At 64.0% G+C, this 25,665-nt stretch carries 23 protein-coding genes; 21 read left to right on the forward strand and 2 right to left on the reverse strand.

What is annotated here, in order from left to right; all coding sequences use genetic code 11:
• Positions 1–3 precede the first annotated feature (3 nt).
• The 7 genes from MUU55_RS06225 to MUU55_RS06255 all read left to right on the forward strand — a co-directional run bounded on the left by MUU55_RS06225 (position 4) and on the right by MUU55_RS06255 (position 6,176).
• Positions 4–1,101 carry an ABC transporter ATP-binding protein gene (locus tag MUU55_RS06225; RefSeq protein ID WP_244759926.1) on the forward strand — a complete coding sequence of 366 codons (1,098 nt, stop codon included), beginning with the start codon at positions 4–6 and terminating at the stop codon, positions 1,099–1,101.
• A 1-nt stretch (position 1,102) separates the two neighbouring features.
• The gene (locus MUU55_RS06230; RefSeq protein ID WP_244759927.1) at positions 1,103–2,221 is read left to right on the forward strand and encodes a mandelate racemase/muconate lactonizing enzyme family protein; all 1,119 of its coding nucleotides are present in this window, start codon (positions 1,103–1,105) and stop codon (positions 2,219–2,221) included.
• A gap of 3 nt (positions 2,222–2,224) precedes the next feature.
• Positions 2,225–2,554: an L-rhamnose mutarotase gene (locus MUU55_RS06235; protein ID WP_244759928.1), complete on the forward strand. Its 330-nt coding sequence runs from the start codon at positions 2,225–2,227 to the stop codon at positions 2,552–2,554.
• Positions 2,547–3,617: a Gfo/Idh/MocA family protein gene (locus MUU55_RS06240; protein ID WP_244759929.1), complete on the forward strand. Its 1,071-nt coding sequence runs from the start codon at positions 2,547–2,549 to the stop codon at positions 3,615–3,617. The genes MUU55_RS06235 and MUU55_RS06240 overlap by 8 nt, the downstream gene beginning before the upstream one ends.
• Before the next feature lie 13 nt (positions 3,618–3,630).
• Positions 3,631–4,080 carry a MaoC/PaaZ C-terminal domain-containing protein gene (locus MUU55_RS06245; protein ID WP_244759930.1) on the forward strand — a complete coding sequence of 150 codons (450 nt, stop codon included), beginning with the start codon at positions 3,631–3,633 and terminating at the stop codon, positions 4,078–4,080.
• A gap of 21 nt (positions 4,081–4,101) precedes the next feature.
• Positions 4,102–4,836 (forward strand): SDR family oxidoreductase, encoded by a 735-nt coding sequence (locus MUU55_RS06250; RefSeq protein ID WP_244759931.1) that lies wholly within the window; start codon positions 4,102–4,104, stop codon positions 4,834–4,836.
• Positions 4,837–4,898: 62 nt separating this feature from the next.
• Positions 4,899–6,176, forward strand: a complete 1,278-nt coding sequence (locus MUU55_RS06255; protein ID WP_244759932.1) for an L-fuconate dehydratase — start codon at positions 4,899–4,901, stop codon at positions 6,174–6,176.
• A gap of 47 nt (positions 6,177–6,223) precedes the next feature.
• Here MUU55_RS06255 and MUU55_RS06260 read toward each other — a convergent pair whose 3' ends face one another.
• Complete coding sequence (locus tag MUU55_RS06260; RefSeq protein WP_244759933.1) at positions 6,224–7,228, reverse strand: helix-turn-helix transcriptional regulator; 1,005 nt, start codon at positions 7,226–7,228, stop codon at positions 6,224–6,226.
• Between the two features lie 217 nt (positions 7,229–7,445).
• Here MUU55_RS06260 and MUU55_RS06265 point away from each other — a divergent pair, with 217 nt between their 5' ends.
• From MUU55_RS06265 to MUU55_RS06310, 10 genes are all read left to right on the forward strand, one after another.
• Positions 7,446–9,683: a TonB-dependent siderophore receptor gene (locus tag MUU55_RS06265; protein ID WP_244759934.1), complete on the forward strand. Its 2,238-nt coding sequence runs from the start codon at positions 7,446–7,448 to the stop codon at positions 9,681–9,683.
• 5 nt (positions 9,684–9,688) lie between these two features.
• On the forward strand, positions 9,689–10,819 hold the full coding sequence (locus MUU55_RS06270; protein WP_244759935.1) for an ABC transporter substrate-binding protein: 1,131 nt from the start codon (positions 9,689–9,691) through the stop codon (positions 10,817–10,819).
• Between the two features lie 9 nt (positions 10,820–10,828).
• Positions 10,829–11,908 (forward strand): siderophore-interacting protein, encoded by a 1,080-nt coding sequence (locus MUU55_RS06275; protein WP_244759936.1) that lies wholly within the window; start codon positions 10,829–10,831, stop codon positions 11,906–11,908.
• Between the two features lie 225 nt (positions 11,909–12,133).
• A complete protein-coding gene (locus MUU55_RS06280; RefSeq protein WP_244759937.1) occupies positions 12,134–13,183 on the forward strand; it encodes a 2,5-dihydroxypyridine 5,6-dioxygenase NicX family protein in 1,050 nt (349 codons plus the stop codon).
• 22 nt (positions 13,184–13,205) lie between these two features.
• A complete protein-coding gene (locus MUU55_RS06285) occupies positions 13,206–14,516 on the forward strand; it encodes an acyl-CoA dehydrogenase family protein (protein WP_244759938.1) in 1,311 nt (436 codons plus the stop codon).
• A 3-nt stretch (positions 14,517–14,519) separates the two neighbouring features.
• A complete protein-coding gene (locus tag MUU55_RS06290) occupies positions 14,520–15,812 on the forward strand; it encodes an alpha/beta fold hydrolase (RefSeq protein WP_244759939.1) in 1,293 nt (430 codons plus the stop codon).
• A complete protein-coding gene (locus MUU55_RS06295; protein WP_244759940.1) occupies positions 15,809–16,486 on the forward strand; it encodes a TetR/AcrR family transcriptional regulator in 678 nt (225 codons plus the stop codon). The genes MUU55_RS06290 and MUU55_RS06295 overlap by 4 nt, the downstream gene beginning before the upstream one ends.
• Positions 16,487–16,488: 2 nt before the next feature.
• Positions 16,489–17,832 carry a glutamine synthetase family protein gene (locus MUU55_RS06300; RefSeq protein WP_244759941.1) on the forward strand — a complete coding sequence of 448 codons (1,344 nt, stop codon included), beginning with the start codon at positions 16,489–16,491 and terminating at the stop codon, positions 17,830–17,832.
• A gap of 4 nt (positions 17,833–17,836) precedes the next feature.
• On the forward strand, positions 17,837–18,343 hold the full coding sequence (locus MUU55_RS06305; protein ID WP_244759942.1) for a flavin reductase family protein: 507 nt from the start codon (positions 17,837–17,839) through the stop codon (positions 18,341–18,343).
• 76 nt (positions 18,344–18,419) lie between these two features.
• Entirely contained in the window at positions 18,420–19,862 is a 1,443-nt protein-coding gene (locus MUU55_RS06310) for an APC family permease (protein WP_244759943.1), read from the forward strand.
• A gap of 43 nt (positions 19,863–19,905) precedes the next feature.
• Here MUU55_RS06310 and MUU55_RS06315 read toward each other — a convergent pair whose 3' ends face one another.
• Entirely contained in the window at positions 19,906–20,736 is an 831-nt protein-coding gene (locus MUU55_RS06315) for an alpha/beta hydrolase (RefSeq protein WP_244759944.1), read from the reverse strand.
• Between the two features lie 292 nt (positions 20,737–21,028).
• On the opposite strand from MUU55_RS06315, the gene MUU55_RS06320 reads away from it, so the two are divergent.
• The 4 genes from MUU55_RS06320 (at position 21,029) to MUU55_RS06335 (ending at position 25,664) form a co-directional block, all read left to right on the forward strand.
• Positions 21,029–22,645, forward strand: coding sequence for an AMP-binding protein (locus tag MUU55_RS06320; RefSeq protein WP_244759945.1), 1,617 nt, complete (start codon positions 21,029–21,031; stop codon positions 22,643–22,645).
• Entirely contained in the window at positions 22,646–23,482 is an 837-nt protein-coding gene (gene kynA / locus MUU55_RS06325) for a tryptophan 2,3-dioxygenase (protein WP_244759946.1), read from the forward strand. It begins immediately after the preceding gene.
• 39 nt (positions 23,483–23,521) lie between these two features.
• Entirely contained in the window at positions 23,522–24,658 is a 1,137-nt protein-coding gene (locus MUU55_RS06330; RefSeq protein ID WP_244759947.1) for an ABC transporter substrate-binding protein, read from the forward strand.
• 85 nt (positions 24,659–24,743) lie between these two features.
• A complete protein-coding gene (locus MUU55_RS06335; protein WP_244759948.1) occupies positions 24,744–25,664 on the forward strand; it encodes a branched-chain amino acid ABC transporter permease in 921 nt (306 codons plus the stop codon).
• The last annotated feature ends 1 nt before the right edge of the window (position 25,665 follow it).

The raw sequence follows: 25,665 nt of genomic DNA on the forward strand, positions 1-25,665 counted from the left end.
TCCATGGCAACCGTTTCCCTTGAAAAGCTGGTGAAGCGCTACGGCTCGCTCGAAGTGGTGCACGGCATCGATCTCGAGGTAGCAGATCGCGAATTCATTGCGCTCGTCGGCCCCTCCGGCTGCGGCAAGTCGACGACGCTGCGCATGATCGCCGGTCTCGAGCCGGTCTCCGGCGGCAACCTCAAGATCGGCGGCCGCGTGGTCAACGACCTGCCGCCGCGCGCGCGCAACCTCGCCATGGTCTTCCAGTCCTACGCGCTCTATCCGCATATGACGGTGCGCGAGAACATGGGCTTCTCGCTGAAGATCGCCGGCCAGAAGCCAGAGGATATCGCCCCGCAGGTGGAAGAGGCGGCGAGAACGCTCGACCTCACGCACTTGCTCGACCGCCGTCCCTCACAGCTCTCCGGCGGCCAGCGCCAGCGCGTCGCCATGGGCCGCGCCATCGTGCGCCAGCCGGATGTCTTCCTGTTCGACGAGCCGCTGTCGAACCTCGATGCGAAGCTCAGGACCCAGATGCGCGTCGAGATCAAGAAGCTGCATGCCAAGGTTCAGTCGACCGTCATCTATGTCACGCACGACCAAGTGGAGGCGATGACGCTCGCCGACCGAATCGTCATCATGCGCGATGGATACATCGAGCAGGTCGGCACGCCGGAGGATGTCTTCCAACGGCCCAAGTCGAAATTCGTCGCCGGCTTCATCGGTTCGCCGCCGATGAATCTCAAGGATGCCGAAATTGCGGATGGCCAGGTGGTTTTCGCCAATGGCGACCGCCTGCCGCTGCCGGCCCGCTTCAGGGATCGCGTGACGGCCGGCCAGAAGGTGACCTTCGGCCTGCGCCCGGATGATCTCTACCCCGCCGGCCACGGCATTCATTCCGGCGAAGACGCCGATGTGCACAGGCAGGACCTGCGCGTCATCCTGACGGAACCGCTCGGCAACGAAACGCTTGTCTTCTCCGACTATGCCGGCGCCGAATGGGTCGGCCGCATGCTGAACCCGCGGCGACTTTCGCCGGGCGAGGCGCTGCCTTTCTGCTTCGACCTGTCCCAGGCCCATCTCTTCGACCGCGAAAGCGGCCGCACGCTGAGAGGCTGACATGGCAAAGATCGAACGCGTCGAACTGAAAATGGTCGACCTTCGCCCGAAGGTCGAGCGCACCGATGCAATCCAGAGCTTCGTTTCGCAGGAAACGCCGCTCGTCACCATAACCGACAGCGACGGCGCCGTCGGCACCGGCTATAGCTATACGATCGGCACCGGCGGCTCCTCCGTCATGCGGCTGCTCGCCGATCATCTCGTGCCGCGCATCATCGGCCGCGATGCCGACCGGATCGAGGCGATCTGGCACGAACTGGAATTCGCGACCCACGCCACCACCATCGGCGCCATCACCTCGATTGCGCTCGCTGCCATCGACACCGCGCTGTGGGATCTGCGTGCCCGCAAGCAGAACCTGCCGCTCTGGAAACTCGCTGGTGGCGCAAAGGATCGCTGCCCGCTCTACACAACCGAGGGCGGCTGGCTGCATATTCCGGTCGAAGCGCTGGTCGAGGATGCGCTGGACGCCAAATCCAAGGGCTTCACCGGCTCGAAGGTGAAGATCGGTAAGCCGCATGGGTCGGAAGATGTGGCCCGTCTTTCTGCTGTCCGCAAGGCAGTCGGAGATGGCTACGAGATCATGACGGACGCCAACCAGGGTTTCGCTGTAGACGAGGCGATCCGCCGGGCGGAGCGCCTGCGCGATCTCGATCTCGGCTGGATCGAGGAGCCGCTGCCGGCCGACGATATCGACGGCCATGTCCGCCTCAACCAGTCCACATCGACGCCGATTGCCATCGGTGAATCCCTCTATTCGATCCGCCATTTCCGCGAATATATGCAGAAGGGCGCCTGCTCCATCGTGCAGGTCGATGCCGGCCGTATTGGCGGCATCACGCCCTGGTTGAAGGTGGCACATGCGGCGGAAGCCTTCGACATACCGGTCTGCCCGCATTTCCTGATGGAGCTGCATGTCAGCCTGACCTGCGCGGTGCAGAACGGCAAATATGTCGAATACATCCCGCAGCTCGACGACATCACCACCTCGCGCCTGAAGATCGAGAACGGCATGGCGCTCGCGCCGATGACGGCCGGCCTCGGCATCGATTGGGACTGGGACGCCATCCGCGCCCGCTCGATTGGCGAATTCGAGCGCGAAATCCGCAAGGGAGCCTGAGACATGCAGCGCATCGGCATGGTCATCGGCGTCAAGCCGGAAAAGATCGGCGAATACAAGCGCCTGCACGCCGCCGTCTGGCCGGAGGTGCTGGCGCGGATTTCGGCCTGCAATATCCGGAACTATTCGATTTTCCTGAAGGAGCCGGAGAACCTGCTGTTCTCCTTCTTCGAATATCACGGCACCGACTATGCCGCCGACATGGCGAAAATGGCCGCAGACCCGAAGACGCAGGAATGGTGGGCCGTCTGCATGCCTTGCCAGGCGCCGCTGGACACCCGCAAGGAAGGCGAATGGTGGGCGAACATGGAAGAGGTGTTTTTCCATGGCTGATTTCGATCCGACATCACTGGCCCAATCCTGGCCCCTCCCGTCAAATCCCCGACCGATCGTCACCTTCGGCGCCGGTTCGATCGTCGGTGACGCGCATTATCCGGCCTATCGCAAGGGCGGTTTTCCAATTGCCGGGGTCTATGATCCCGATCACGACAAGGCGAAGGCACTGGCCGAAAAATGGGGTGTTGCGGCTTATCGCACGGTCGAGGAAGCGGTGTCCGTCGAAGGTGCTATCTTCGATCTCGCCACGCCGCCGGCAGCCCATGCGAAGGTGCTGGCCGCCCTGCCGGACGGTGCGGCGGCGCTGATCCAGAAGCCGATGGGCTCCGATCTTGCGGCGGCGACCGAGATCCTGCACATCTGCCGTGAAAAGAAACTCAAGGCTGCCGTCAATTTCCAGCTTCGCTTCGCGCCGATGCTGCTGGCGTTGAAGGATGTGATCGCCAAGGGCCTGCTCGGCGAGGTCGTCGATTTCGACGTCTATCTGGCGCTCGATACGCCGTGGGAACTGTGGTCCTTCCTAGAAGGCCTGCCGCGCATCGAGATCGCCATGCACTCGATCCACTATCTCGACGCCATTCGCCAGGTTCTGGGTGATCCGCAGGGCGTGCATGCCAAGTCGATCGGCCATCCGAACCACAAGATGGCGCAGACGCGCACCACCGCGATCCTCGACTACGGCGACCGGGTCCGTTGTGCGCTGTCGATCAACCACGATCACAAGTTCGGCCGCCGGCATCAGGCCTGCGAGTTCCGCGTTTCCGGCACCGAGGGCGCGGCCTATCTCCAGCTCGGCGTCAATCTCGACTATCCGCGGGGCGAGCCGGATATTCTGGAAATCTACCCGAAGGGCGGCAATGGCTGGGTGGCGGTGCCGCTTCAGGGCACATGGTTCCCCGATGCCTTTGTCGGCCGCATGGCCAATCTCCAGCGTTTCGTTTCAGGCGAAGACGCCGAACTCGTCTCCTCGGTTGAGGATGCCTGGATGACCATGGCGCTCGTCGAGGCCGCCTATGCCTCCAGCGCTGCGCCCGCCACACCGCTCGCCGCGCGACCCTGAACAGGAACAGCAGATGGAACAGGTCAAATATTTCGAGGACTACGAGATCGGCGAGGGGCGCAGGACGAGCGGGCGCACGATCACCGAGACGGATTTCGTCGTGCATGCCGGCCATACCGGCGACTTCTTCCCGCATCACATGGATGCCGAGTTCATGAAGACGCAGCCGTTCGGCCAGCGCATCGCCCACGGCACCATGGTCTTCTCAATCGGCGTCGGCCTGACGGCGAGCGTCATCAATCCGGTCGCCTTTTCCTACGGCTATGACAGGATGCGTTTTGTCAGACCCGTCTTCATCGGCGATACGATTCACACCCGCGTGACGATATCGGCCAAGGAAGACGATCCGAAACGCGCCGGCTCCGGCCGCGTCATCGAACGCACCGAGGTCATCAACCAGAAGGGCGAGGTCGTCCTCGTCGCCGACCATATCTATGTCGTCGAGCGCCGCCCGAGCGCCTGACGCCCTACGCAAGGAGCAACCATGAGCCTTTCTCTCGAAAACAAGCGTGTCCTCCTCACCGCAGCCGGCCAGGGGATCGGCCGGGCCAGCGCGCTCGCCTTCGCGCGTGCCGGCGCCAAGGTGATTGCGACGGATATTAACGCCGAAGCGCTGAAGAGCCTTGCGACCGAGGCCAATATCGAGACCTACGTGCTCGACGTGCTCGATGCGGACGCCGTCAATCGCGTCGTCGCCGCGACCGGCCCGTTCGACGTACTCTTCAATTGCGCCGGCTTCGTGCATGCCGGCTCGATCCTCGACATGCCGGACAAGGATCTCGACTTCGCCTTCGATCTCAACGTTCGCGCCATGGTGCGCATGATCCGCGCCGTGCTGCCGGCGATGCTGGAGAAGAAGGACGGCGCGATCATCAACATGGCCTCCGTCGCCTCCAGCATGAGGGGTGTGCCGAACCGCGCCGCCTACACCATCACCAAGGCCGCTGTCGTCGGCCTCACCAAGTCGGTCGCCGCCGACTATGTCGCCCAGGGCATCCGCTGCAACGCGATCTGCCCCGGCACGGTGGAAAGCCCCTCGCTGCAGGATCGCCTGCGCGCACAGGGCGATTTCGAGGCGGCCCGCGCCGCCTTCATCGCCCGCCAGCCGATCGGCCGTATCGGCACGCCGGAAGAAATCGCCGATCTCGCCGTCTACCTTGCCGGCGCCACCTATACGACGGGCCAGGCCTACGCCATCGACGGCGGCTGGACCATCTGACCGATCAACGGCCGTCGGCAGAACGCCGACGGCCAATCCGACCATTTCCAAGGGCCGTATCCATGACCAAGATCACCAGCCTCCGCTCCATCGACCTGCGCTTCCCCACCTCGCAGAGCCTCGACGGCTCGGATGCCATGAACCCCGATCCGGATTATTCGGCCGCCTATGTCGTGCTCGGCACGGATGAAGCGGGGCTGGAAGGCCATGGCCTGACCTTCACCATCGGCCGCGGCAACGAAATCTGCTGCGCGGCGATCGATGCAATGAAACATCTCGTCGTCGGCCTCGATCTCGACTGGGTGCGCGAAAATCCCGGTCGCTTCTGGCGCCATGTCACGAGCGACAGCCAGCTGCGCTGGATCGGCCCGGACAAGGGCGCGATGCACCTGGCGACGGGCGCGGTTGTCAACGCGGTCTGGGACCTGCTCGCCAAGCAGGCCGGCAAGCCGGTCTGGCGCCTCGTCGCCGAGATGAGCGCGGAGGAAATCCTTGATATCATCGACTTCCGCTACCTCACGGACGCGCTGACGCCCGAGGAGGCGCTGGCCATCCTCAAGAAGGCGGAAGCGGGCAAGGCGGCGCGCATCGCGACACTCGAGAAGGAAGGCTACGCCTGCTACACGACCTCGGCCGGCTGGCTTGGCTATGACGACGAGAAGCTGCGCCGTCTCTGCCAGGAGGCTGTCGACCAAGGCTTTACCCATATCAAGATGAAGGTCGGCCGCGATCTCGAGGATGACAAGCGGCGCCTGCGCATCGCCCGCGAGGTGATCGGCGACGACCGCACCATGATGATCGACGCCAACCAGATCTGGGAGGTCGGCCAGGCGATCGACTGGGTGAAGGAATTGCAGCCCTACAAGCCGTTCTTCATCGAGGAGCCGACGAGCCCGGACGATATTGCCGGCCACAAGGCGATCCGCGACGCGATCCATCCCGTGAAGGTGGCGACCGGCGAAATGTGCCAGAACCGCATCGTCTTCAAGCAGATGATCGCCGGCGGCGCGATCGACATCGTGCAGATCGATTCCTGCCGCATGGGCGGGCTGAACGAGGTGCTGGCGGTGCTGCTGATGGCGGCGAAATACGGTCTGCCGGTCTGGCCGCATGCCGGCGGCGTCGGTCTCTGCGAATATGTTCAGCATCTCTCGATGATCGACTACATCGCCGTGTCGGGCACCAAGGACGGGCGCGTGATCGAATATGTCGACCACCTGCACGAGCATTTCCTCGATCCCTGCCGCATCGAGAACGCCGCCTACATGCCGCCGTCGCTGCCGGGCTTTTCCATCGAGATGAAGCCGGAATCGATCGAGACCTATACGTTCCGGGCCTGAAAAGCCGGCGCTGCGCTCAACTCGCGGCGCCGTCCGAACGGCCATCGTCAGTCTTTGGCGCGTACCGCGGTGGGAACGATGCCGAAGCGGCGACGGAAGGCGGTGGCGAAATTGGCGGCGCTCGTATAGCCGGCGATGACGCTCGCCTCCTGCACGCTGGCGTCGCCATGGCTGAGTGCGGCGAAGGCCCGTTCGAGCCTGATATCGCGCACGTAGTGGAAAACGCTGCGGTTCTCCGAAACGCGGAAAAGGCGCTGCAACCCGCTGGCGCTGATGCCTGCAGCACGGGCGATGGTTTCGACGCTGAGCGGCTCGGCGGTGTGGGCCTCGATGAAATCCCTGGCGCGTTGCAGGCAGGTCGCGTCCTGCCGGGTCAGCAGGGTGCCGCCGGCATCGCTGCGATCGGCCTGAAGCACCGCGGCCATGGTTTCGGCCACGAGCTCGACGGCGCGGCCTTCGAGATAGAGATCGCGCAGCTCCGGAATGAGCGGCGAGGGCGTGAAGATCTGGCGGACGAGTTCCACCATGCGCGGCGTCAGCGTCCAGCGGTGTTCCGCAAGATGGTCGCGCAGCAGGCGGGCGCCGCCCTTCGTATCGGCGACGGCCTCCAAAGCGTCCCGGTGCAGCCATTCCGGCGTGGCGGAGACGACGAGATGGCGCAGGTGCTGGCGCCCGCGCGAAGCGCGCGCAAAATGCTCGGGGCAGGCGTTCATGATCGCCACCCCGCGCGCCGCGCCGCGATCGGCCTGGAAGGCGAACCGGCGGTCGCCGATCGACAGGTCCACGCTGCCTTCGAGGAAGAAGATGCAGGAGAGCTCCTCCGGCAGAAGCGATGTGGCGGTGAAGGCGCGTTCCTCTATGGCGTCGCTGATATGAACCACCAGCCCGCGGCGCAGCTCCCGATGCAGAAACGCGCCTTTCATCAGCGTGTCGTCTAGGGAAAGCCGGTCGTCGGGGCTGTCGAGCGCGATGCCGTCATGTCGCAGGAAGTCCCGCACACGCACGCGCCCGTCGTTTCCCTGCCGTCCGGCTTCGCCTGGTGCGACTGCCATTCTCAATCCTTCAATCGTATCGTGCCTGAACCGCGCATCTTGACCCGCGGGTGTTACCGGACCTTCACGCCCGCGTGAGATTTGCTGGATCGCAAAGGCATCTGCGTGTCCCGCAAAGGAACCGTCATTGCGGGTCGTGTACCTGTTGTCCTAAGGAATAACTTAACTTGATTTACAAGGTCAAGTTTAAGTGAAGCGACTGGACGTTGGGGCCGGAATGATGAACTTGCTAGAGACGATGGATATGGGCGCGGTGACGAACAGGGGACGTGGACTTTGGCGCAATCGCCTGTGGCTCGTCTCGTCCGTGGCGCTCGTCGCCGTGGGGGTCGCCGGCCCTGTGCGTGCGCAGGAGGCCGGCGCCACGGCGCTGGAGACCATCACTATCGAGGGTGGCGTGGATACCGGTCGCGGACCGGACCAGGGCATCGTCGCAAAGCGCAGCCGCAGCGCATCCAAGACGAACACCTCTCTGCGCGAGACGCCACAGGCCGTCAGCGTCGTCACGCGTGACCAGATGGAGGCGCAGGGTGCCAACACGGTTGCCGAGGCGCTGCGGTATACGCCAGGCGTTCATCCAGATCCGAACGGCTACGACATCCGCTACGACTGGCTCTATATTCGCGGTTTCAACACCTATGGCACGATGTGGCTGGATGGCCTCGTCCTGCCGGGCGACAGCAGCAACTACGCAACGCCGAGCATCAATCCCTTCGCGCTGGAGCGTGTCGACGTCATCAAGGGACCGGCTTCCGTGCTATACGGCCGCGCCGTGCCGGGCGGTCTGGTCAACCAGGTCAGCAAGCGTCCGCAGGACACGGCGATGAACGAGGTCGGCGTCCAGACCTCCTCGCATGGCGGCATCCAGGGCACGCTCGACATGACCGGTCCGCTGACCGCGGACGGCGAATGGCTCTACCGGATCGTCGCTCTGGGCAAGAACATGGGAAGCCAGGTCGATCGGGAGCGCGAGAAGCAGCTGATGCTTGCCCCGAGCCTCACCTGGGCGCCGACCGACCAGACGTCGCTCACGCTCTACGGCTATTACCAGAAGGACCGTCCGATTTTCTCGCCGCGCTTCTATCCGGCGGTCGGCACGCTGATCGACAATCCGGCCGGCCAGATTCCGCGTGATCTCTATCTCGGCGATCCCAACGCTGAAATCTTCGAGCGGGATTTCTTTACGCTCGGCTACGAATTCGAGCATGAATTCAACGAGACATGGACGGTGCGCCAGAACCTGCGCTACGCCAAGTCCGACCAGTACATGTTCCTGGCGCTCGTCAATCCCGCCTTCAACGCGCTTCAGCCGGATGGACATACGTTGAATCGCGTTTCGGCGGTCTCGGACGAGTGGGTATCGAGCTTCAACGTGGATACGCAGGTCGAGGCGCGCTTCGATACCGGGGCGCTCGACCATACGCTGCTGCTCGGCCTCGACTATCTCCGCGCGAGTTCCTCCACCAATTTCGGCAACGGCTTCGACGTGCCGCCGCTCGATTTCCTCGATCCGCACTATGGCACGGCGCCGATTGCCGTTCCCGCTGTGACGCGCTCGGGCCTGCAGGAACAACAGCAGGTCGGCCTCTATGCGCAGGACCAGATCCGCTACGGCAACTGGGTCGGCACATTCGGCATGCGCTATGATTTTTCCGACATCGACACGACGGACCGAATGAAGGCGCCCGCCGTCGTCACCTCCACCGAAGATCAGAAACTTACCTGGCGCGCCGGTCTCACCTACCTCTTCGACAACGGGCTTGCGCCCTATGCGAGCTATTCCACCGCATTTCTGCCGACCCTCGGCCGCGACAGGCTCGGCAATGCCTTCGAGGCGCAGACGGCCGCACAATATGAAATCGGCATCAAATACGAGCCGGTGGAAGGGCGCGGCATGATCGCCGCCTCGCTCTTCGACATGACGCTCGAAAATGCGCTGACACCGGATGCGGAAAATCCGCTCTTCAACATCCAGACGGGCGAGCAGCGCGTGCGCGGCCTGGAAATCGAGGGCAAATACGAGCTGACGCCGGAATTCAGCCTGCTTGCCGCCTACGCCTATTCCGACTCGGAGATTGTAAAAAGCAACAAGGCGGCGGAACTCGGCCGCGAGATGCTGCGCCTGCCGAAGCATCAGGGCGGCGTCTGGCTAAGCTACCAGCCTTCCGTCATCGAGGGGCTGACGCTGACTGCCGGGGTGCGGGCGATGTCGTCCTACCAGACCGACACTACCTATCTGCCGGAACTGCGCATACCCGCGCGGGCCCTTGTGGATATCGGCGCGGAATATGATTTCTCCGCGATCGACAAGGATTTCGCGGGCACCAAGCTCAGGATCAATGTGACCAATCTGTTCGACAAGGAGTACGTTTCCCATTGCCTCAACACGACGGGCGGAAGTTGCAACTACGGCGCGGGCCGCGCCATCACCGCAAGTCTGAAATATTCGTGGTGACGTGCATGGATGAAACCAAGACGAGGAGAGGGGGCGCCGGTTTGCCGGCGACCCTTTTCCGGCTGCTGGCATCACTCTTCACGCTGGCGGCCGTGTTCGCTACGCCGGTACGAGCGGAAATCGTGCTCTCGGACGCAGCGGGACGCGAAGTCCGACTTGCCGGACCGGCGCAGCGCATTGCGACGAACGAGAGCCTGATCCTGATGTCGCTGGCGCTGGTCGATCCGGACCCGGTCGCGCGCATTGCGGGCTGGGCGGCGCCGCAGCGCATCGACCGCGGCTTCTACGACGCCTATCGGCGGCGGTTTCCCGCTATTGACGCGATTCCGGCCGTCGGCGGCGTCCTGCCGGCAAAAACCTCGGTTGAGGCGATCCTGTCGGTGAAGCCGGATCTTTTTGTCGTCTCGATCTGGGAACCTGGATGGGCGGAGGCGACCGCGACATTGGAGGCGGCGGGTGTGCCCGTGCTGTTCCTCGATGGACCGGTGAACGACGGCAAGGGTCCCGCCGAGACGGCGGCCTTCTCCGTCGAGACGCTGGCGCAAGCCGTCGGGCAGGAGGCGAAGGGCAAGGCCTTTGGCGATTTCCTGCGCGGCCGCTTCAAGCGCATCACGGACCGCACGGCGGCACTTGCGCCGGTTTCGGTCCTTGTCGATGCCCATGCCGGGGCAACCTGCTGTTCGACGCCGGGCAAGGACAACCGCATGACGGACTATCTGCGGCTCGCCGGAGGACGAAGCATCGGCGCCGACGTGCCGGGCTATGACGGCAAGCTCAGTCCGGAGGCCGTGCTCGGCGCGGATCCCGCGGTCTATATTGCGACCGGCGGGCCGCATCTCGCTGCCCAGGGCGGCCTGGTGCTCGGCGGCGGCATCGACGCGCAGGCGGCGAAAAAGTCCCTCGCCGACATTCTCGGCAAGGATATACGCGGCGCGCTGGCCGCGGTGCGCGAGGGACGAGCCCATGCCGTTTCGCACCAGTTGTCGATTTCCGTGCTCAACATCCTCGTTTTCGAGTGCTTTGCAAAATGGATGCATCCCGCAGTTTTCGCGGATGTGGATCCTGCCGAGACGCTTGCCGAGATCAACCGGACTTTCCTGACGGTGCCGCTCGAGGGCACGTTCTGGATCGATTGAGGACATATCATGCAGACCAGGGAATACACGGCAAAGGCCCGGATCGCGCTCCGCAATCCCGGACCGGTCATCGCGGAATTTTGCGACCATATGCTGGAACACAATGCCGAGGTGAACGAAGGGCCTGATGGTCCCGTGCTGCGGCTCGGGCACATCCGCGCCGCTTTCTCCCGCGATGGCGCGGAAACGCTGGTCGCGGTTGCCGCGCCGGATCTGGAAGGCCTCTATCTCGCGCGCATGTCGGTGGCGTCGCATATCCTGGAGTTTGCCGGCGACGATCCGCCGGTCATCGAATGGACGGGCGATGGCGGGGAAATCGCCCGCCCGCCGAACTTCCAGATCCTCGACGTCGTCGGCTGTCGGATGCTGACCCCGCACATGCGCCGCCTGACACTGTCTGGTGAGGATGTCGCGCGCTTCGCCGGCCTCGAGGCATTGCACCTCAATCTCATGATACAGCGCCCCGAGGCCGGCGAGCCGCAATGGCCGCATGTCGGCGCCAACGGCGTCATCGCCTGGGACGACCCTGGCCTCCGGCCTCTCATGCGCAAATATACGGTGCGCTCCGTCGACCTCGCCGCCGGCACGCTCGATATCGATTTCGTGCTTCATGCCGATGCCGGTCCGGGCTCGGGCTTTGCGCAAGCGGCCGCGGTGGGCGACCGTGTCGGCGTCGTCGGTCCCGGTGGCGGCGGTCTGGTCGAAGCCGAGTGGTATCTTTTTGCCGGTGACGAAACGGCGCTTCCCGCCATCGCCCGCATGCTGGAGCACCTGCCGACCGGCGCGCGGGGCAAGGTTTTTCTCGAAGTGGCCGATGCCGCCGAGGTGCAGCCGCTGACGACGACGGCATCGCTCGAAATCGAATGGCTCCTGCGGAACGGCCGTCCCGCCGGTGGGACGACGCTCCTGATGGATGCAATCCGCAACACCGATTTTCCGACGAGCGATCAACGGCGATACCTCTGGGCCGGCTGCGAGTTCGAGGCTTTTCGCGCCATCCGGACTTTCGCCCGCCAGGAAAAACGCCTGGCCAATACCGAGCACCTCGTCGTCTCCTACTGGCGTCGCGGTGCGGCAGAGGCAGAGTAAGGCTACGGACCTCAGTCGCATGAAGAAGCGGCCGTGCGCAGTGAAAGGCGCACGGTTTAGATTTATATATATGAAAATAAATGATTTTTTTGGCGTCTTTCTCGGTTTGGCGTATTGCCTCGCGCTGTCCAGAATTGCCACTTGACAAAACTTCAGACTTCAAACAATTCTTAACTCATAAGTAAAGAAATCGCTGAGGGGCGATCCAAAAATCGGGAGGGTTCAATGCTGCAGGAGCGCATTGAAGGGAAGTGGCTTGCCTGCTTCCGACGGGTTTTCGTGCTCAATGGAATAGGTCCGGGAACGCGGGTGGCGATCGTGGCGGAAACGCAGTCGCGGCCGGTGCTGGTGCAGCTCGCCGATCTCGCTTGTCACGATCTCGGCGCCGACTATTGCATGATCACCATGCCGACCCCGCGCCAGACGGCGCCCGTTCCGGTGAAGTCGACCGGTACCTCGCTTGCCATCCAGGGTAACCGTGCGGCGATCGAAGCCATGAAGCAGTGTGAGATCATCGTCGACTGCACGGTGGAGGGCATGATCCATGCCGCCGAATGGCCTGAGATCGAAGAGGCGGGCGCGCGTATCCTCGTCGTCTGCAACGAGCATCCGGAAATCCTCGAACGCTGCGAGCCGACGGCCGAGCTTGGCCCCAAGGTGGCGCTCGGCATCCAGATGCTGCGCGAGGCGAAGGAGATGCGCGTGACCTCGGCCGCGGGCACCGATCTCGTCATCGATCTCAGGGATGCGCCCTGCGGCGGCACGCCGGGCTTCGGCACGACGCCGGGGGCCGTGGCGCACTGGCCGGGCGGCCTGTGCCTGGCCTTCCCCGGCCCGAACACCGTCAACGGCCGTATCGTCATGGATGTCGGCGATATGAACCTGACCTTCAAGAGCTACCTGACGAGCCGCATCGATTTCACCGTCGAGAACGATTTCGTCAAGGAAATCAAAGGTGACGGTTTGGATGCCGAGCTTTTCCGCGAGTACATGGAAGCCTGGGAAGATCCGTTGGCCTACGGCTTCTCGCATGTCGGCTGGGGCATGAACCCCGCCGCCCGCTGGGTCTCTGGCGCGCTCTATGACAAGCGCGACATGCAGGCCGTCGAGTTCCGCGCCTGGGCTGGCAATTTCCTCTGGTCCACCGGCGCCAACCAATATGCCGGCCGCTTCACCGAGGGGCATTTCGACCTGCCGATGCGCAAATGCACGATCACGCTCGATGGCCGCGTGGTGGTGAAGGAAGGCCGTCTCCAGGGTGACCTCGCCCTCTGACCGGATTTGAGAAGGACTGATCATGAGCGAACCTGCAGACTACTATGACCTCTCCCGCATCCGGCCCGAAGTGCTCGATGTCCTGACCCGCATCAACGAACTCGGCCGCGAGCGTTTTGCCCCACGCGCCAAAAGCGTCGATGACGAGGCGTCCTTCCCGGTCGAGAACTACAAGGATCTCGCCGCCGAGGGTTTTCTGACATTGACGGTGCCAAAGGAATTCGGCGGCCACGGCTTCAGCCTCGGCGAATATGCCATGGTCGGCGCGGAGATCGGCAAATATTGCGGCGCCACCGCGCTCACCTTCAACATGCACAATTCCTCCATGATGTGGTCGCGCTTCATGTACGAGTTGCCGAACCTCACGGATGAGGACCGCGCCGCCTTCGCGCCGCTGCGCGAGCGCCAGTTCCGCCGTGCGGTGAAGGAGCAGGGCATCTATTCGCAGCCGATCTCCGAGGCCGGGCAGAACTGGACCTCGAAGCCGGCGCAGACCTCTTGCTGCAAGGTCGAGGGCGGCTGGAAGATCAACGGCTTCAAGAAGTTCGCCTCGCTCGCCGGCTATTGTGACTATTACTCCATCGTCTGCACCGAGCATTTCGAGGGCATCGAGCCGCGCCACGAGGACACGATGATCTTCGTCGTGCACAAGGATGCGCCGGGGCTTTCCGTGACGGGCAGCTGGGATCCGCTCGGCATGCGCGGCACCAACAGCCGCGACCTGATCCTCAAGGACGTCTTCGTCACCGAGGAAGACCTGATGATGCCACGCGGCATCTTCATCAAGACCCTGCCGCACTGGCCGCATATGATGGCGACACTGTCGCCGACCTATATGGGCGTGGCGCAGGGCGCCTTCGATTTCACGGTCGCCTATCTGCGCGGCGAGGTGCCCGGCCAGCCGGCGGCCGACCGGCGCATGTTCGGCACCAAGCGCATCACCGTGGGCAAGATGTACACCCAGCTCGCCGCCATGCGCGCGCTGTGGTGGCAGGCCTTCATGGAAGCGCAGGGCTTTCCGACCAAGGCGCAGGTCATGCGCATGTATGCCGCGCAGTACAATGTCATGGAGGGTGTGCAGGAGATCGCAGCACTCGCCATCCGCACCTGCGGCGGGCAGTCCATGCTGAAGACCATGCCGCTGGAGCGCATGTATCGCGACAGCCGATGCGGCGCGCTGATGCTGCCCTACACGACTGAGATCATGGAGGATTACCTCTCAGTCCTGACCCTTTACGACATGGACGAACTCGACAAAGCGCCGGGCGATGAGGGCGGTGCGCGCTCTTCGCTGTGGCGTGGTACGGGCGGCACGCTCAAGGGGCTGCGCTGAGCCATGGTGGAGGAGCGGGTTCAGGTCATCGGATATTCCGCGGCAGAACCTGCTGCGGTCTGGGCGATCGTCGGCAATTTCTGCGGCGCCTGGCATCCCGTGATCGCGGAAATCAGGGCCGAACGCGATGAGCACGGCGCGCTGATCCGCGCCTTCACTACGAAGGGCGAGGAGACGCTCTATCGCGAACAGCTGACCTACCGTTCCGACACTGATCGTGTGCTCGCCTATACCCATCTCGAAGGCATTGTCGGTGTCGAGCGCTACGACGCCCGGCTTCAGGTCTTTGCCGGAGAGACCGGCGGCAGCCGGATCGAATGGTCGGCACGGCTTTCCGCCCCCGCCGAACGGGCATCGGCGATTGCCGCCGGCACCCGGGCGATTTTCGAAATGGGTCTTGCGGCACTTGATGGTTTCGTCGGGGATGTGCAGCCGAGCAAATCTGCTGCCTCCGAAGAGGAAGCACCTGTTCTCCGGACACTTTTCATTGACGGCGGTGCGCAACTCGCGCTGACCATCTCGCCGCAAAAGCCGGGGCCGCTGGTGCTGTTCCTGCACGGTATTGGCGGGGGCCGCAGCAATTGGTTGGCGCAGCTTCGCGCGGTTGCCCCAGCCCTGCGGGCTACCGCGCTCGACCTGCGGGGCTATGGCGAAAGCACTCTCGGCGCATCGCAAAGCACGGTCGAAGACTATTGCGATGACATTCTTCGGATTGCCGACGCGTTGGGGGCTCAAAAACTTGTGCTCTGCGGTCTCTCCTACGGATCGTGGATCGCCACCTCTTTCGCCATGCGCCATCCAGAAAGACTGGCCGGCCTCGTTCTCTCCGGAGGTTGCACCGGCATGTCCGAGGCCGGTGTCGCGGAACGCGAGGCCTTTCGCACCGCGCGGGAAGTGCCGCTCGATGCCGGCAAGACCCCGGCCGATTTCGCGCCCGCCGTCGTCGATGTGCTGGCCGGTCCGAATGCGGGGGAGGCCGTGCGACAGGCGCTTTTCGCCTCGATGGCGGCCATTCCGACCGCAACGTATCGCGATGCGCTCACCTGCTTCACCAACCCGCCGGAGCGCTTCGATTTTGCCAGGCTCACCATGCCGGTGCTGATGATGACCGGCGAACACGACCGCCTCGCATCCCCGGCCGAAATCCGCGGCGTGGCGAACCGCATAGTCGAGGCGGCCCCACGCGCCTGCGTCCGCTTCGAAGTCATCGCGGATGCCGGCCATGTCTGCAATGTCGAGCAGCCCGAGACCTACAATCGGGTGCTCACGGAATTCCTCTCGGAGGTCGCATCATGACGGCTCTTCCCAAGCGCCAGCAGAACCGCATCCTGCGCGAGCGCCGCATTCTTGATGCCGCTCTCGTCGTCTTCTCGCAGAAGGGTTTCGTCAGCGCCTCGATGGATGACATTGCCGCCGAGGCGGGCCTGACCAAGCCGACCCTCTATCAGTATTTCCCCTCCAAGGACGAGCTTTTCACGGCCATGATGACCGAGGAGCGGGATCACATGCTCGAATCCTTCGAGTATCCTTCGGCATCCGGCATGGTCGCCGAACTCTACGCCTTCTCCTGGCACTATGCCGATGTCGTGCTGCGCCCTGACATGCTGAACCTCGCCCGGCTGATCATCGGGGAGGCGCAGCGACTGCCGGATGTCGGCCGGGCCTATCAGGCCTCCGGTCCCGACCGGGTGCTTGCCGGTATGATCGCCTATCTCGAGCGCCAGCGCGCAGCCGGCCGGCTCGTCTTCGACGATGCGGAACTGGCGGCGGAAGACCTCTGGGGTCTTATCCTTTCCGCGCCGCGCAACAGGGCACTGCACATTCCCGATGCCGTGCCCGATCGTGGAACCATCGAACGCTACATCCGCAACGGTCTTCGTGTCTTCCTGCGCGCCTATTCCACGGCGCCGGAAAAGGACCTTGCCGCCCTTTCATCCCTGACGCCGCCGCCGGCCACCGCAACGGAGTGACCATGACCCTCGATGCCTATCTCGACGATCCCGCCAGCCGTTTCGCCACCGTCGCCATGACCGATACGAACGGCCTGCTGCGCGGCCAGATGGTGTCCGTGCGCTCGCTCGCCGGCATCGCGCGTGCGGGCATGGGCATGTCGCCGGTCACCTTCGCGCTCGATCCGACCGACGTCGTGCTCACCATTCCCGGCGTCTCGGATGAAACCTCGGATTTCCACGACGACCCGCTGCTGCTGGATCCCTCGACGGTCCGCCGCCTGCCGTGGTCGAAGCCGGGGCACGACCTGCTGGTGCTCTCCAACTATGGCGGCGCGACGTCCGCACTTTGCCCGCGCTCGCTTCTGACGCGGGTGCTTGCGCGGGCCGGGGAGGCGGGTTATGCGCCGCGCTACGGCATGGAGCTGGAATATACGCTGTTCGACGAGACGCCGGAAAGCGCGCGCGAAAAGGGCTATCGCAACCTCAAGACCGCGACCATGCACAAGAGCCACGACCTCGTGCTCTATCAGGTGCAGCAGACGGAATGGTACGAGGCGCTCGCCGAAATCTGCGGGCCGCTGAAGATCGACCTCGCCAAGATGCATGAGGAGATCGGCGGCGGCTTCCTCGAAGCCTGCATCGCCGCCGGCACGGGGCTGGAGCCGGCCGACCAGCTCGTGCTTCTCAAGAATTTCGTGCGCGCGCTGGCGCAGCGGCAGGGCAAATGCGTCACCTTCATGCCGCGCTGGACGGAGGAGGCGGATAGCCAGTCGATCCATCTCCATGTCAGCCTCATGGGCAAGGACGGCGAAAAGGTCTTCCACGACCCCGCGGGTAAAAACGGCATGTCGCAGACCTTCCGCCACTTCATCGGCGGCCTGCAGAAATATATCGGCGACATGACGCTGATCTTCCAGCCGACCGTCAATTCCTACCGCCGCTTCGCGCCGGGCACCTTCGCGCCACCCGGCCTGACCTGGGGCTTCGAGAACCGCACGACCTGCTTCCGCGTCGTCGGCCATGATGCGGGCTCGCTGCGCGTCGAAAACCGTCTGCCGGGCGCCGATACCAATCCCTATCTGACGGTCGCCGCGACGGTTGCGGCCGGTGTCGCCGGCATCGTCGAGGGCATCGAGCCGGAGCCTGAGGTCATCGGCAATGGCTATGTGCAGGCGGGTGCCGGACCGGATTTCGCCCGCTCCATGCCCGAGGCGATCCAGCGCCTGCGCAATTCTGCCTTCACCAAGGACTGGCTCGGCGAGCGCTTCGTCGAGGCTTTCGCCGCGAGCCGCCAGAGCCAGCATGACGAATTCTGCAAGAAAGTACCCGATGTAGAACTGCAACGCTTCTTTGACCTGGGGTAGTGCCATGAAACCGGAACTTCGCCTGCAATTCCTCGAAGGCATGAGCCGCGCCGCAACCTTCGTTGCCGTGGTGACGACGGATGGCGAGGCGGGACGCTTCGGCGTCACGATCAGTTCCCTCACATCGGTCTCGGCCGATGGCGACCATCCTTCGCTTCTCGCCTGCCTCCACCATATGAGCCCGGTTGCCGCGGCGATTCTGAAAAACCGCTCCTTCTGCGCGAACCTCCTCCACGAGGACCAGCATCAGGTCTCCGACCTTTTCGCGGGGCGGCTTTCGGCCGGCGAACATGCCGAGCGTTTCGAGCGCACGCCCTGGTCGGCGGGCGAACTCGCCCAGCCGGCGCTCGACGGGGCGACGGCGAGCTTCCAGTGCCAGGTCGCGAGCTCGGTGCTCTGGGAAACGCATCACATCATCATCGGACGCGTCATGAACGTCCGCTTGTCGGAAAATCCGGCCTCTCTGCTCTACGGCCACCGGGCCTATCACCGGGCGGTTCAACTGTCGTAGCGCACATAAAAACGAAAAGAGGCTGCGGATGCCGGTGGGGTGAGCCGGCGAATGGGGAACAAAACTGGAGAGACCAATGACTGACGTGACGACGGCGGGGGTAAACCAACTCCGCAGAAATTCGCTGGGGCTGATCGCCGTGACCTTCATGGTCATCTCGGCCGCCGCCCCGCTCACGGGCGTGGCCGGCGCGGTGCCCATCGCCTTCCTGCTCGGCAACGGCACGGGCATTCCCGCGACCTTCCTTCTGATGACGCTGATCATGCTGGCCTTCTCGGCCGGCTATGTGGCGATGTCGCGCCATGTCACCAATGCCGGTGCCTTCTATGCCTATGCCGCGCGCGGGCTCGGTGGGCGCATGGCCGGCGCGGTCGCGATCATCGCGGTCGTTGCCTATAACGCCATGCAGTTCGGCCTGATCGGCCTGCTCGGCGGCGTGGCAGCGGGCGTCTTCGCCGGCTTCGGCATCGAATTGCCCTGGTATCTCTGGAGCCTGATTGCCGTCGCCCTCGTCGGCGTCCTCGGCTACCGGCAGGTCGATCTCTCCGCGAAGGTGATGATCGTGCTGGTGCTGCTCGAATATCTCATCGTGCTCATCGTCGATTTCGCCATCCTCGCCAAGGGCGGCGCGGGCACGCTGTCGTTCAATTTCTTCGACACGACGGCCATGTTCTCCGGCTCGCTGACGGCGGCGATCCTGTTCTGCCTCGGCTCCTTCATCGGCTTCGAGGCGACGACGATCTATGCCGAGGAGGCACGCGATCCGGAAAAGACCATTCCACGCGCGACTTATTTGTCCGTGTTGATGATCGGCCTGTTCTTCGTCTTCACCACCTGGCTGATGATCGCCGGCGTTGGCGCCGACAAGCTCCTGCCGACGATCGGCGCGCTTCCGGATCCGACCGCCTTCTTCTTCGATCTCGCCGGCGCCTATGTCGGCGGCCCGGTACCGGCCATTGCCGGCCTGCTTCTGGTGTCGAGCCTGTTTGCGGCGATCAGCGCCTTCCATAACTACATCGCCCGCTACAGCTATGTCGCCGGTCGTGAAGGCCTGCTGCCGGCCGCCTTCGGCCGCACGCATGATGCGCACCAGAGCCCGCATGTCGGCTCGGTGGTGCAGACGGTGATGGCACTGGTGGTGCTTGCGGTCTTTGCCGGTCTCGGGCTCGATCCGGTGCTCAACATGTTCACCTGGATCAGCCAGGTCGGCACGCTCGGCGTGCTCGGCATGATGACGATCACCTCGCTCTCGGTCATCGTCTTCTTCCGCAAGAAAGGCGGCGACGCTCCGGTGCTGACGACGCTCGTCCTGCCGGCCGTCTCGGGCCTCGTGATGGCGGCGCTCTTCGTCTACATCTTCATCAACTTCGGCGATCTCACCCAGACCGCCGGCGGTTCGCTCGGCATCATCCTGCCGGCGCTGATCCCCGTCGCGGGCATTGCCGGTTTCCTGATGGCGAGCCGCCTCAAGGCATCCGACCCGGCGGCCTATGCCCGCATGGGCCAGAATCGCGGTTAAACAATCTGGGCGGCGCCGGCCTGTGCCGGCGCCGCTGATCTCGTCAGATGGACAGAAGCTGGCGCGTCAGCGGATGCTGCGCATCGGCAAGGCCGTCGATGACGTTGAAATGGTGCCTGTCCGGCTCGACGACTTCAGCCGTGGTCGCGCCGAGACCGGTCCAGATATTGGCGAGCAGCGCATTCTGCCGCAGGAATTCCGACCGCTCGTTGCCGCCCACCCAGCAGGTGATGCGGGCATTTTCCATGGGCCGCAGCAAGGCGGGGCTTTCCGCGAGCGCTTCCGCCTCATCGATGGCAAGCCTCGCATTCATGGCGGTCGAGAGCATCGGGCGCAGGTCGTGCACGCCTGAAATCGAGACGACGTTGCGGATGCGCCCCTGGACCTCCGGCGCGAGTGGCGCCGTCGCCGTCACCATGCGGCTGGCGAGATGCCCGCCGGCCGAATGCCCGGTCAGCAGCAGCGGTCCCTCGACATGGCGTGCCGCCTCCGTCACCGCCGCGGCGATCTCCTTGACGATCACGGCGATGCGCACCTCGGGGCAAAGCGTATAGGACGGCATGGCGACGGCATAACCGCTCTCGATGCTGCCGGCGGCCAGATGCGACCAGAAACTCTTGTCGAGTTGCAGCCAGAAGCCGCCATGCACGAAGACGACAAGGCCTTTTGGCGTGCCCTCCGGCAGGAAAAGGTCGAGGCGGTTGCGCGGCCGCTCGCCATAAGCGAGGTCGAGTTTCGCGCGACCTGCGGCGGAAAGCGTGGTGCGGAAGGTTTCGGCGGGCTCCACCCAGGCGGCCGGCCAGCGATCGCCGCGCGCGATATTCGCGCCGTTGGAATAGGCGTCGTCCCAGTCCGATATACGGTGTTCCAGCATTGCCGCACTCCTCCCTCGTGTTGCCAGCGGGGTAGAAATCGCGCGGATGCGCCACAAACGCAATGCCATTACGCGAGAAACTTTAGGCTTGAAATAATTTTTGACAGGTGCCATGCTGCCTCATGTTCAGCGCGGAAGTGGAGGTCTTCGCTGTGCCCATCACACCAGATGATTTTTTCCGCGCGACGACACGGTCCGGCGAGGCTTCGCCCGACTATGCGGCTCCGCGCGGCGCGTTGACCGGCCGGCTTTGACCATGCGGGCCGGCACGAACAGGGGGAATAGCCGTCACATGCTTGGACCGACCGCTCACGTCGATACGTTCACCCGCGACAACCTGCCGCCGCCGGAGGAATGGCCGGATTTCCTGCTCGACGGGTTCGATTATCCCGATCGCATCAACGCTGCCGTCGAGCTGACGGATGCCTTGGTCGCCAAGGGTTTCGGCGATCGCACCGCGCTCATCGGCAACGGCCGCCGCCGCACCTACAAGGAGCTGTCCGATTGGACGAACCGGCTGGCCCATGCGCTGGTCGAGAATTACGGCGTGAAGCCCGGCAACCGCATCCTCATCCGTTCGGCCAACAATCCCGCCATGGTCGCTTGCTGGCTCGCCGCCACCAAGGCGGGCGCGGTCGTCGTCAACACGATGCCGATGCTGCGCGCCGGCGAACTCACCAAGATCGTCGACAAGGCGGAGATCAGCCTCGCGCTCTGCGACACGCGCCTGATGGACGAGATGATCGCCTGCGCCAAGGACAGCCGCTTCCTCAAGCAGGTCATCGGCTTCGACGGCACCGCCAATCACGATGCCGAACTCGACCGGGCCGCGCTCGATAAGTCCGTGATCTTCGAGGCCGTGCACACCGGCCGCGACGACGTGGCGCTGCTCGGCTTCACCTCGGGCACGACGGGCGTGCCCAAGGCGACCATGCATTTCCACCGCGACCTGCTGATGATCGCCGACGGCTATGCCAAGGACGTGCTCGGCGTGACGCCGGAGGACGTGTTCGTCGGCTCGCCGCCGCTTGCCTTCACCTTCGGCCTCGGCGGCCTCGCCATCTTCCCGCTGCGTTTCGGCGCGGCCGCGACCCTGCTCGAACAGGCGACGCCGCCGCAGATGGTCGAGATCATCGAGACCTACAAGGCAACGATCTCGTTCACAGCACCCACTGCCTATCGCGCCATGCTGAAGGCGATGGATGCCGGCGCCGACCTCTCATCGCTGCGCGTCGCCATTTCCGCCGGCGAAACCTTGCCCGGTCCGGTCTTCGAGGAATGGACGCAAAAGACCGGCAAACCGATCCTCGACGGCATCGGTGCGACCGAGATGCTGCATATCTTCATTTCCAACCGCTTCGAGGACCGCAAGCCGGCCTCCACCGGCAAGCCGGTCGGCGGTTACGAGGCGCGCATCGTCGACGAGGACATGCAGGAAGTGCCGCGCGGCACGGTCGGCCGTCTTGCCGTGCGCGGCCCGACCGGCTGCCGCTACATGGCCGATGACCGTCAGCGCGACTATGTCCGCGACGGCTGGAACCTCACCGGCGACGCCTTTCTGCAGGACGAGGACGGCTTCTTCCATTTCGCCGCCCGATCGGACGACATGATCGTCAGCGCCGGCTACAACATTGCAGGCCCGGAAGTGGAGGCGGCCCTGATCGCGCATGCCGATGTGGCCGAATGCGCCGTGGTCGGTGCGCCGGATGGCGACCGCGGCCAGATTGTCGAGGCTCACGTCGTGCTGGTGGCCGGCGTCTCGGCAGACGAGGCGACGATCAAGCGGCTGCAAGATCATGTGAAGGCGCTGATCGCCCCTTACAAATATCCACGCTCGGTGAAGTTCCTGGATACCCTGCCGAAGACGGCGACCGGAAAGATCCAGCGTTTTCGCCTGCGGGAGCATTGAATGAGCAAGCCTTACGACCCCTCGAAGGAAGGCGCGCAGATGTCGTTCGAAGGGCGCATGTCCTACAGCGATTATCTCATGCTGGAAAAGGTGCTGACCGCGCAGGAGCCGCTTTCGACGGCGCATGACGAGATGCTGTTCATCATCCAGCATCAGACCTCCGAGCTCTGGATGAAGCTGGCGCTGCACGAGATCAGCTCAGCCATCCGTGCCGTGCGCGAGGACCGGCTGGAACCGGCCTTCAAGATGCTGACGCGGGTCGCACGTATCTTCGAGCAGCTGAACAGCGCCTGGGACGTGCTGCGCACGATGACGCCGAGCGAATATACCGAATTCCGCGAGAGCCTCGGCCAGTCCTCCGGCTTCCAGTCCTGGCAGTACCGGGCCATCGAATTCCTCGCCGGCAACCGCAACCTCGCCATGCTGCGCCCGCATGCCCATCGCCCCGACCTGATGGAAAAGCTCGAGGCGATCCTGGCGGCGCCTTCGCTCTACGACGAGGCGATCCGGCTTCTCGCCCGCAACGGTTTCGACGTCGGGGAAGAAGCCGAGCGCCGGGACTGGCGTGAGACGCGCGCCGAAAACGACAAGGTTTTTGCCGCCTGGCAGACCGTCTATCGCAATCCGCAGCGCTACTGGATGCTCTACGAACTGGCCGAAAAGCTCGTCGATTTCGAGGACTATTTCCGCCGCTGGCGCTTCAACCATGTCACGACCGTCGAGCGCATCATCGGCTTCAAGCGCGGCACCGGCGGCACGTCCGGGGCATCCTACCTGAAGAAGATGCTGGAAGTGGAACTCTTCCCCGAGCTATGGCATGTTCGCACAGAGCTTTGATAGAAAACGATAAAAACCTGGTTATATGAGGAGAACAGCATGAAGCGCATTCTGGCAGCCAGCCTTTTCGGCCTTTCGCTCGCGACATCCGGCCTTGCCTATGCCGAGCCGGTCAAGATCGGCGTCATCACCACGCTTTCCGGCGGTGGCGCGGGGCTGGGGATCGACGCACGCGACGCCTTCCAGCTTGCCATCAAGCAGTCGGGCAACAAGGATATCGAGCTCGTCGTGGAGGACGACGCGCAGAAGCCGGAACTGGCCGTCCAGATCGCCGAAAAGATGATCCAGGGTGACAAGGTCGACCTGATGACCGGCATCATCTGGTCGAACCTCGCCATGGCCGTCGTGCCGAACACGGTGGCGCAGGACGTCATTTACCTCTCGGTGAATGCCGGCCCTTCGGCGCTGGCCGGCGCAAACTGCAATGCGAACTATTTCAACGTCGCCTACCAGAACGACAATTTCCATGAAGGCATGGGCGAATACGCCAACAAGGACTACAAGAACACCTTCATCCTGGCGCCCAACTATCCCGCCGGCAAAGACGCGCTGACCGGCTTCAAGCGCTACTACAAGGGCGCGCTGTCGGGCGAGGTCTATACCCAGGTCGGTCAGACGGACTACGCCGCCGAAATCGCGCAGATCCGCGCGTCGGGTGCCGATTCCGTCTATTTCTTCCTGCCCGGCGGCATGGGCATCGCCTTCATGAAGCAATATGCGCAGTCAGGCGTCGGCATCCCGGTCATGGGACCGGCCTTCTCCTTCGACCAGGACGTTCTGCCGGCCGTGGGCGACGCAGCCCTTGGCGTGAAGAACTCCGCCAGCTGGTCGCCGGACCTCGACAATGAGGCGAGCAAGGCCTTCGTCCAGGCCTTCAAGGCCGAATACAACCGCCTCCCGTCGGTCTATGCCGCGCAGAGCTGGGATACGGCAAACCTCATCCTCTCGGCTCTGTCAAAGGCGAGCGTCAAGGACAAGGACGCCTTCCGCGCGGCCCTGAAGGCGGCGGATTTCAAGTCCGTGCGTGGTGACTTCACCTTCAACACCAACCAGCACCCGATCCAGAACATCTATGTGCGCGAGGTGGTGAAGGACGGCGACGTGTTGACCAACAAGATCGTCGCGACCGCCTTCGAAAAACACAAGGACGCCTACGCCGAACAGTGCGGCCTCTAAGGTTTTCGCTGCTTGATCTCCGGGCGCTGGCTTCTGTCGGCGTCCGGACCATGCCCCACGCGCTCCCGACCCTGGACCCGACGCTGTGTTCACCGCACTCCTGATCGAACAATTGCTCAACGGGCTTCAGCTCGGCGTGATGCTGTTTCTGATGGCCGCCGGCCTGACGCTGATCTTCGGCGTCATGGGGCTGATCAATCTCGCCCACGGCTCGCTCTACATGATCGGTGCCTTCGCCTGCGCCGTCGTCGCCTCCGCCACCGGTTCCTTCTGGCTCGGCCTCATCGCCAGCCTTGTCGCTGCGGCCGGTGTCGGCGCGCTGATCGAGGTTGCGGTCATCCGGCGGCTCTATGACCGCGACCATCTCGACCAGGTGCTCGCCACCTTCGCGCTGATCCTGATCCTGTCGGAAGGCGCGCGCTGGCTGTTCGGCTCGTTCCCGCTCTATCTCGATATTCCGAAGCTGCTGCAGGGCGCGGTGCCGCTGCCGGGTGGCGGGCAATACCAGCTCTATCGCCTCGCCATCATCGCCGTCGGCATCGTCGTCGCCGTTGGCCTCTATCTGCTGATCGCGAGGACCCGGCTCGGCATGCGCATCCGCGCCGGCGAATCCGACCGAGAGATGATCGCCGCCCTCGGCGTCGATATCAGCACGCTCTATACGGTCGTCTTCGCGCTCGGCGCAGCGCTTGCCGGTCTCGCCGGTGCGCTGGTCGGCGCGCTGCAATCCGTGCAGGTCGGCATGGGCGAACCGGTTCTCATCCTCGCCTTCGTCGTCATCGTCATCGGCGGCATCGGCTCCATCAAGGGCGCATTGGTCGGCGCCGTTATCGTCGGCGTGGTCGATACGATGGGGCGTTTCCTGCTGCCCTCGCTTTTGGCACTCACCATGCCCGCCGCGCAGGCGACCACCATCGGTGCGGCGCTCGCCTCCATGCTGATCTATGTTGTCATGGCCCTCATCCTTGCCTTCAGGCCGAGCGGCCTGTTCGCCGCACAGTCGTGAG

This window comes from Shinella curvata, assembly GCF_022899935.1.
GTDB lineage: Bacteria > Pseudomonadota > Alphaproteobacteria > Rhizobiales > Rhizobiaceae > Shinella > Shinella curvata.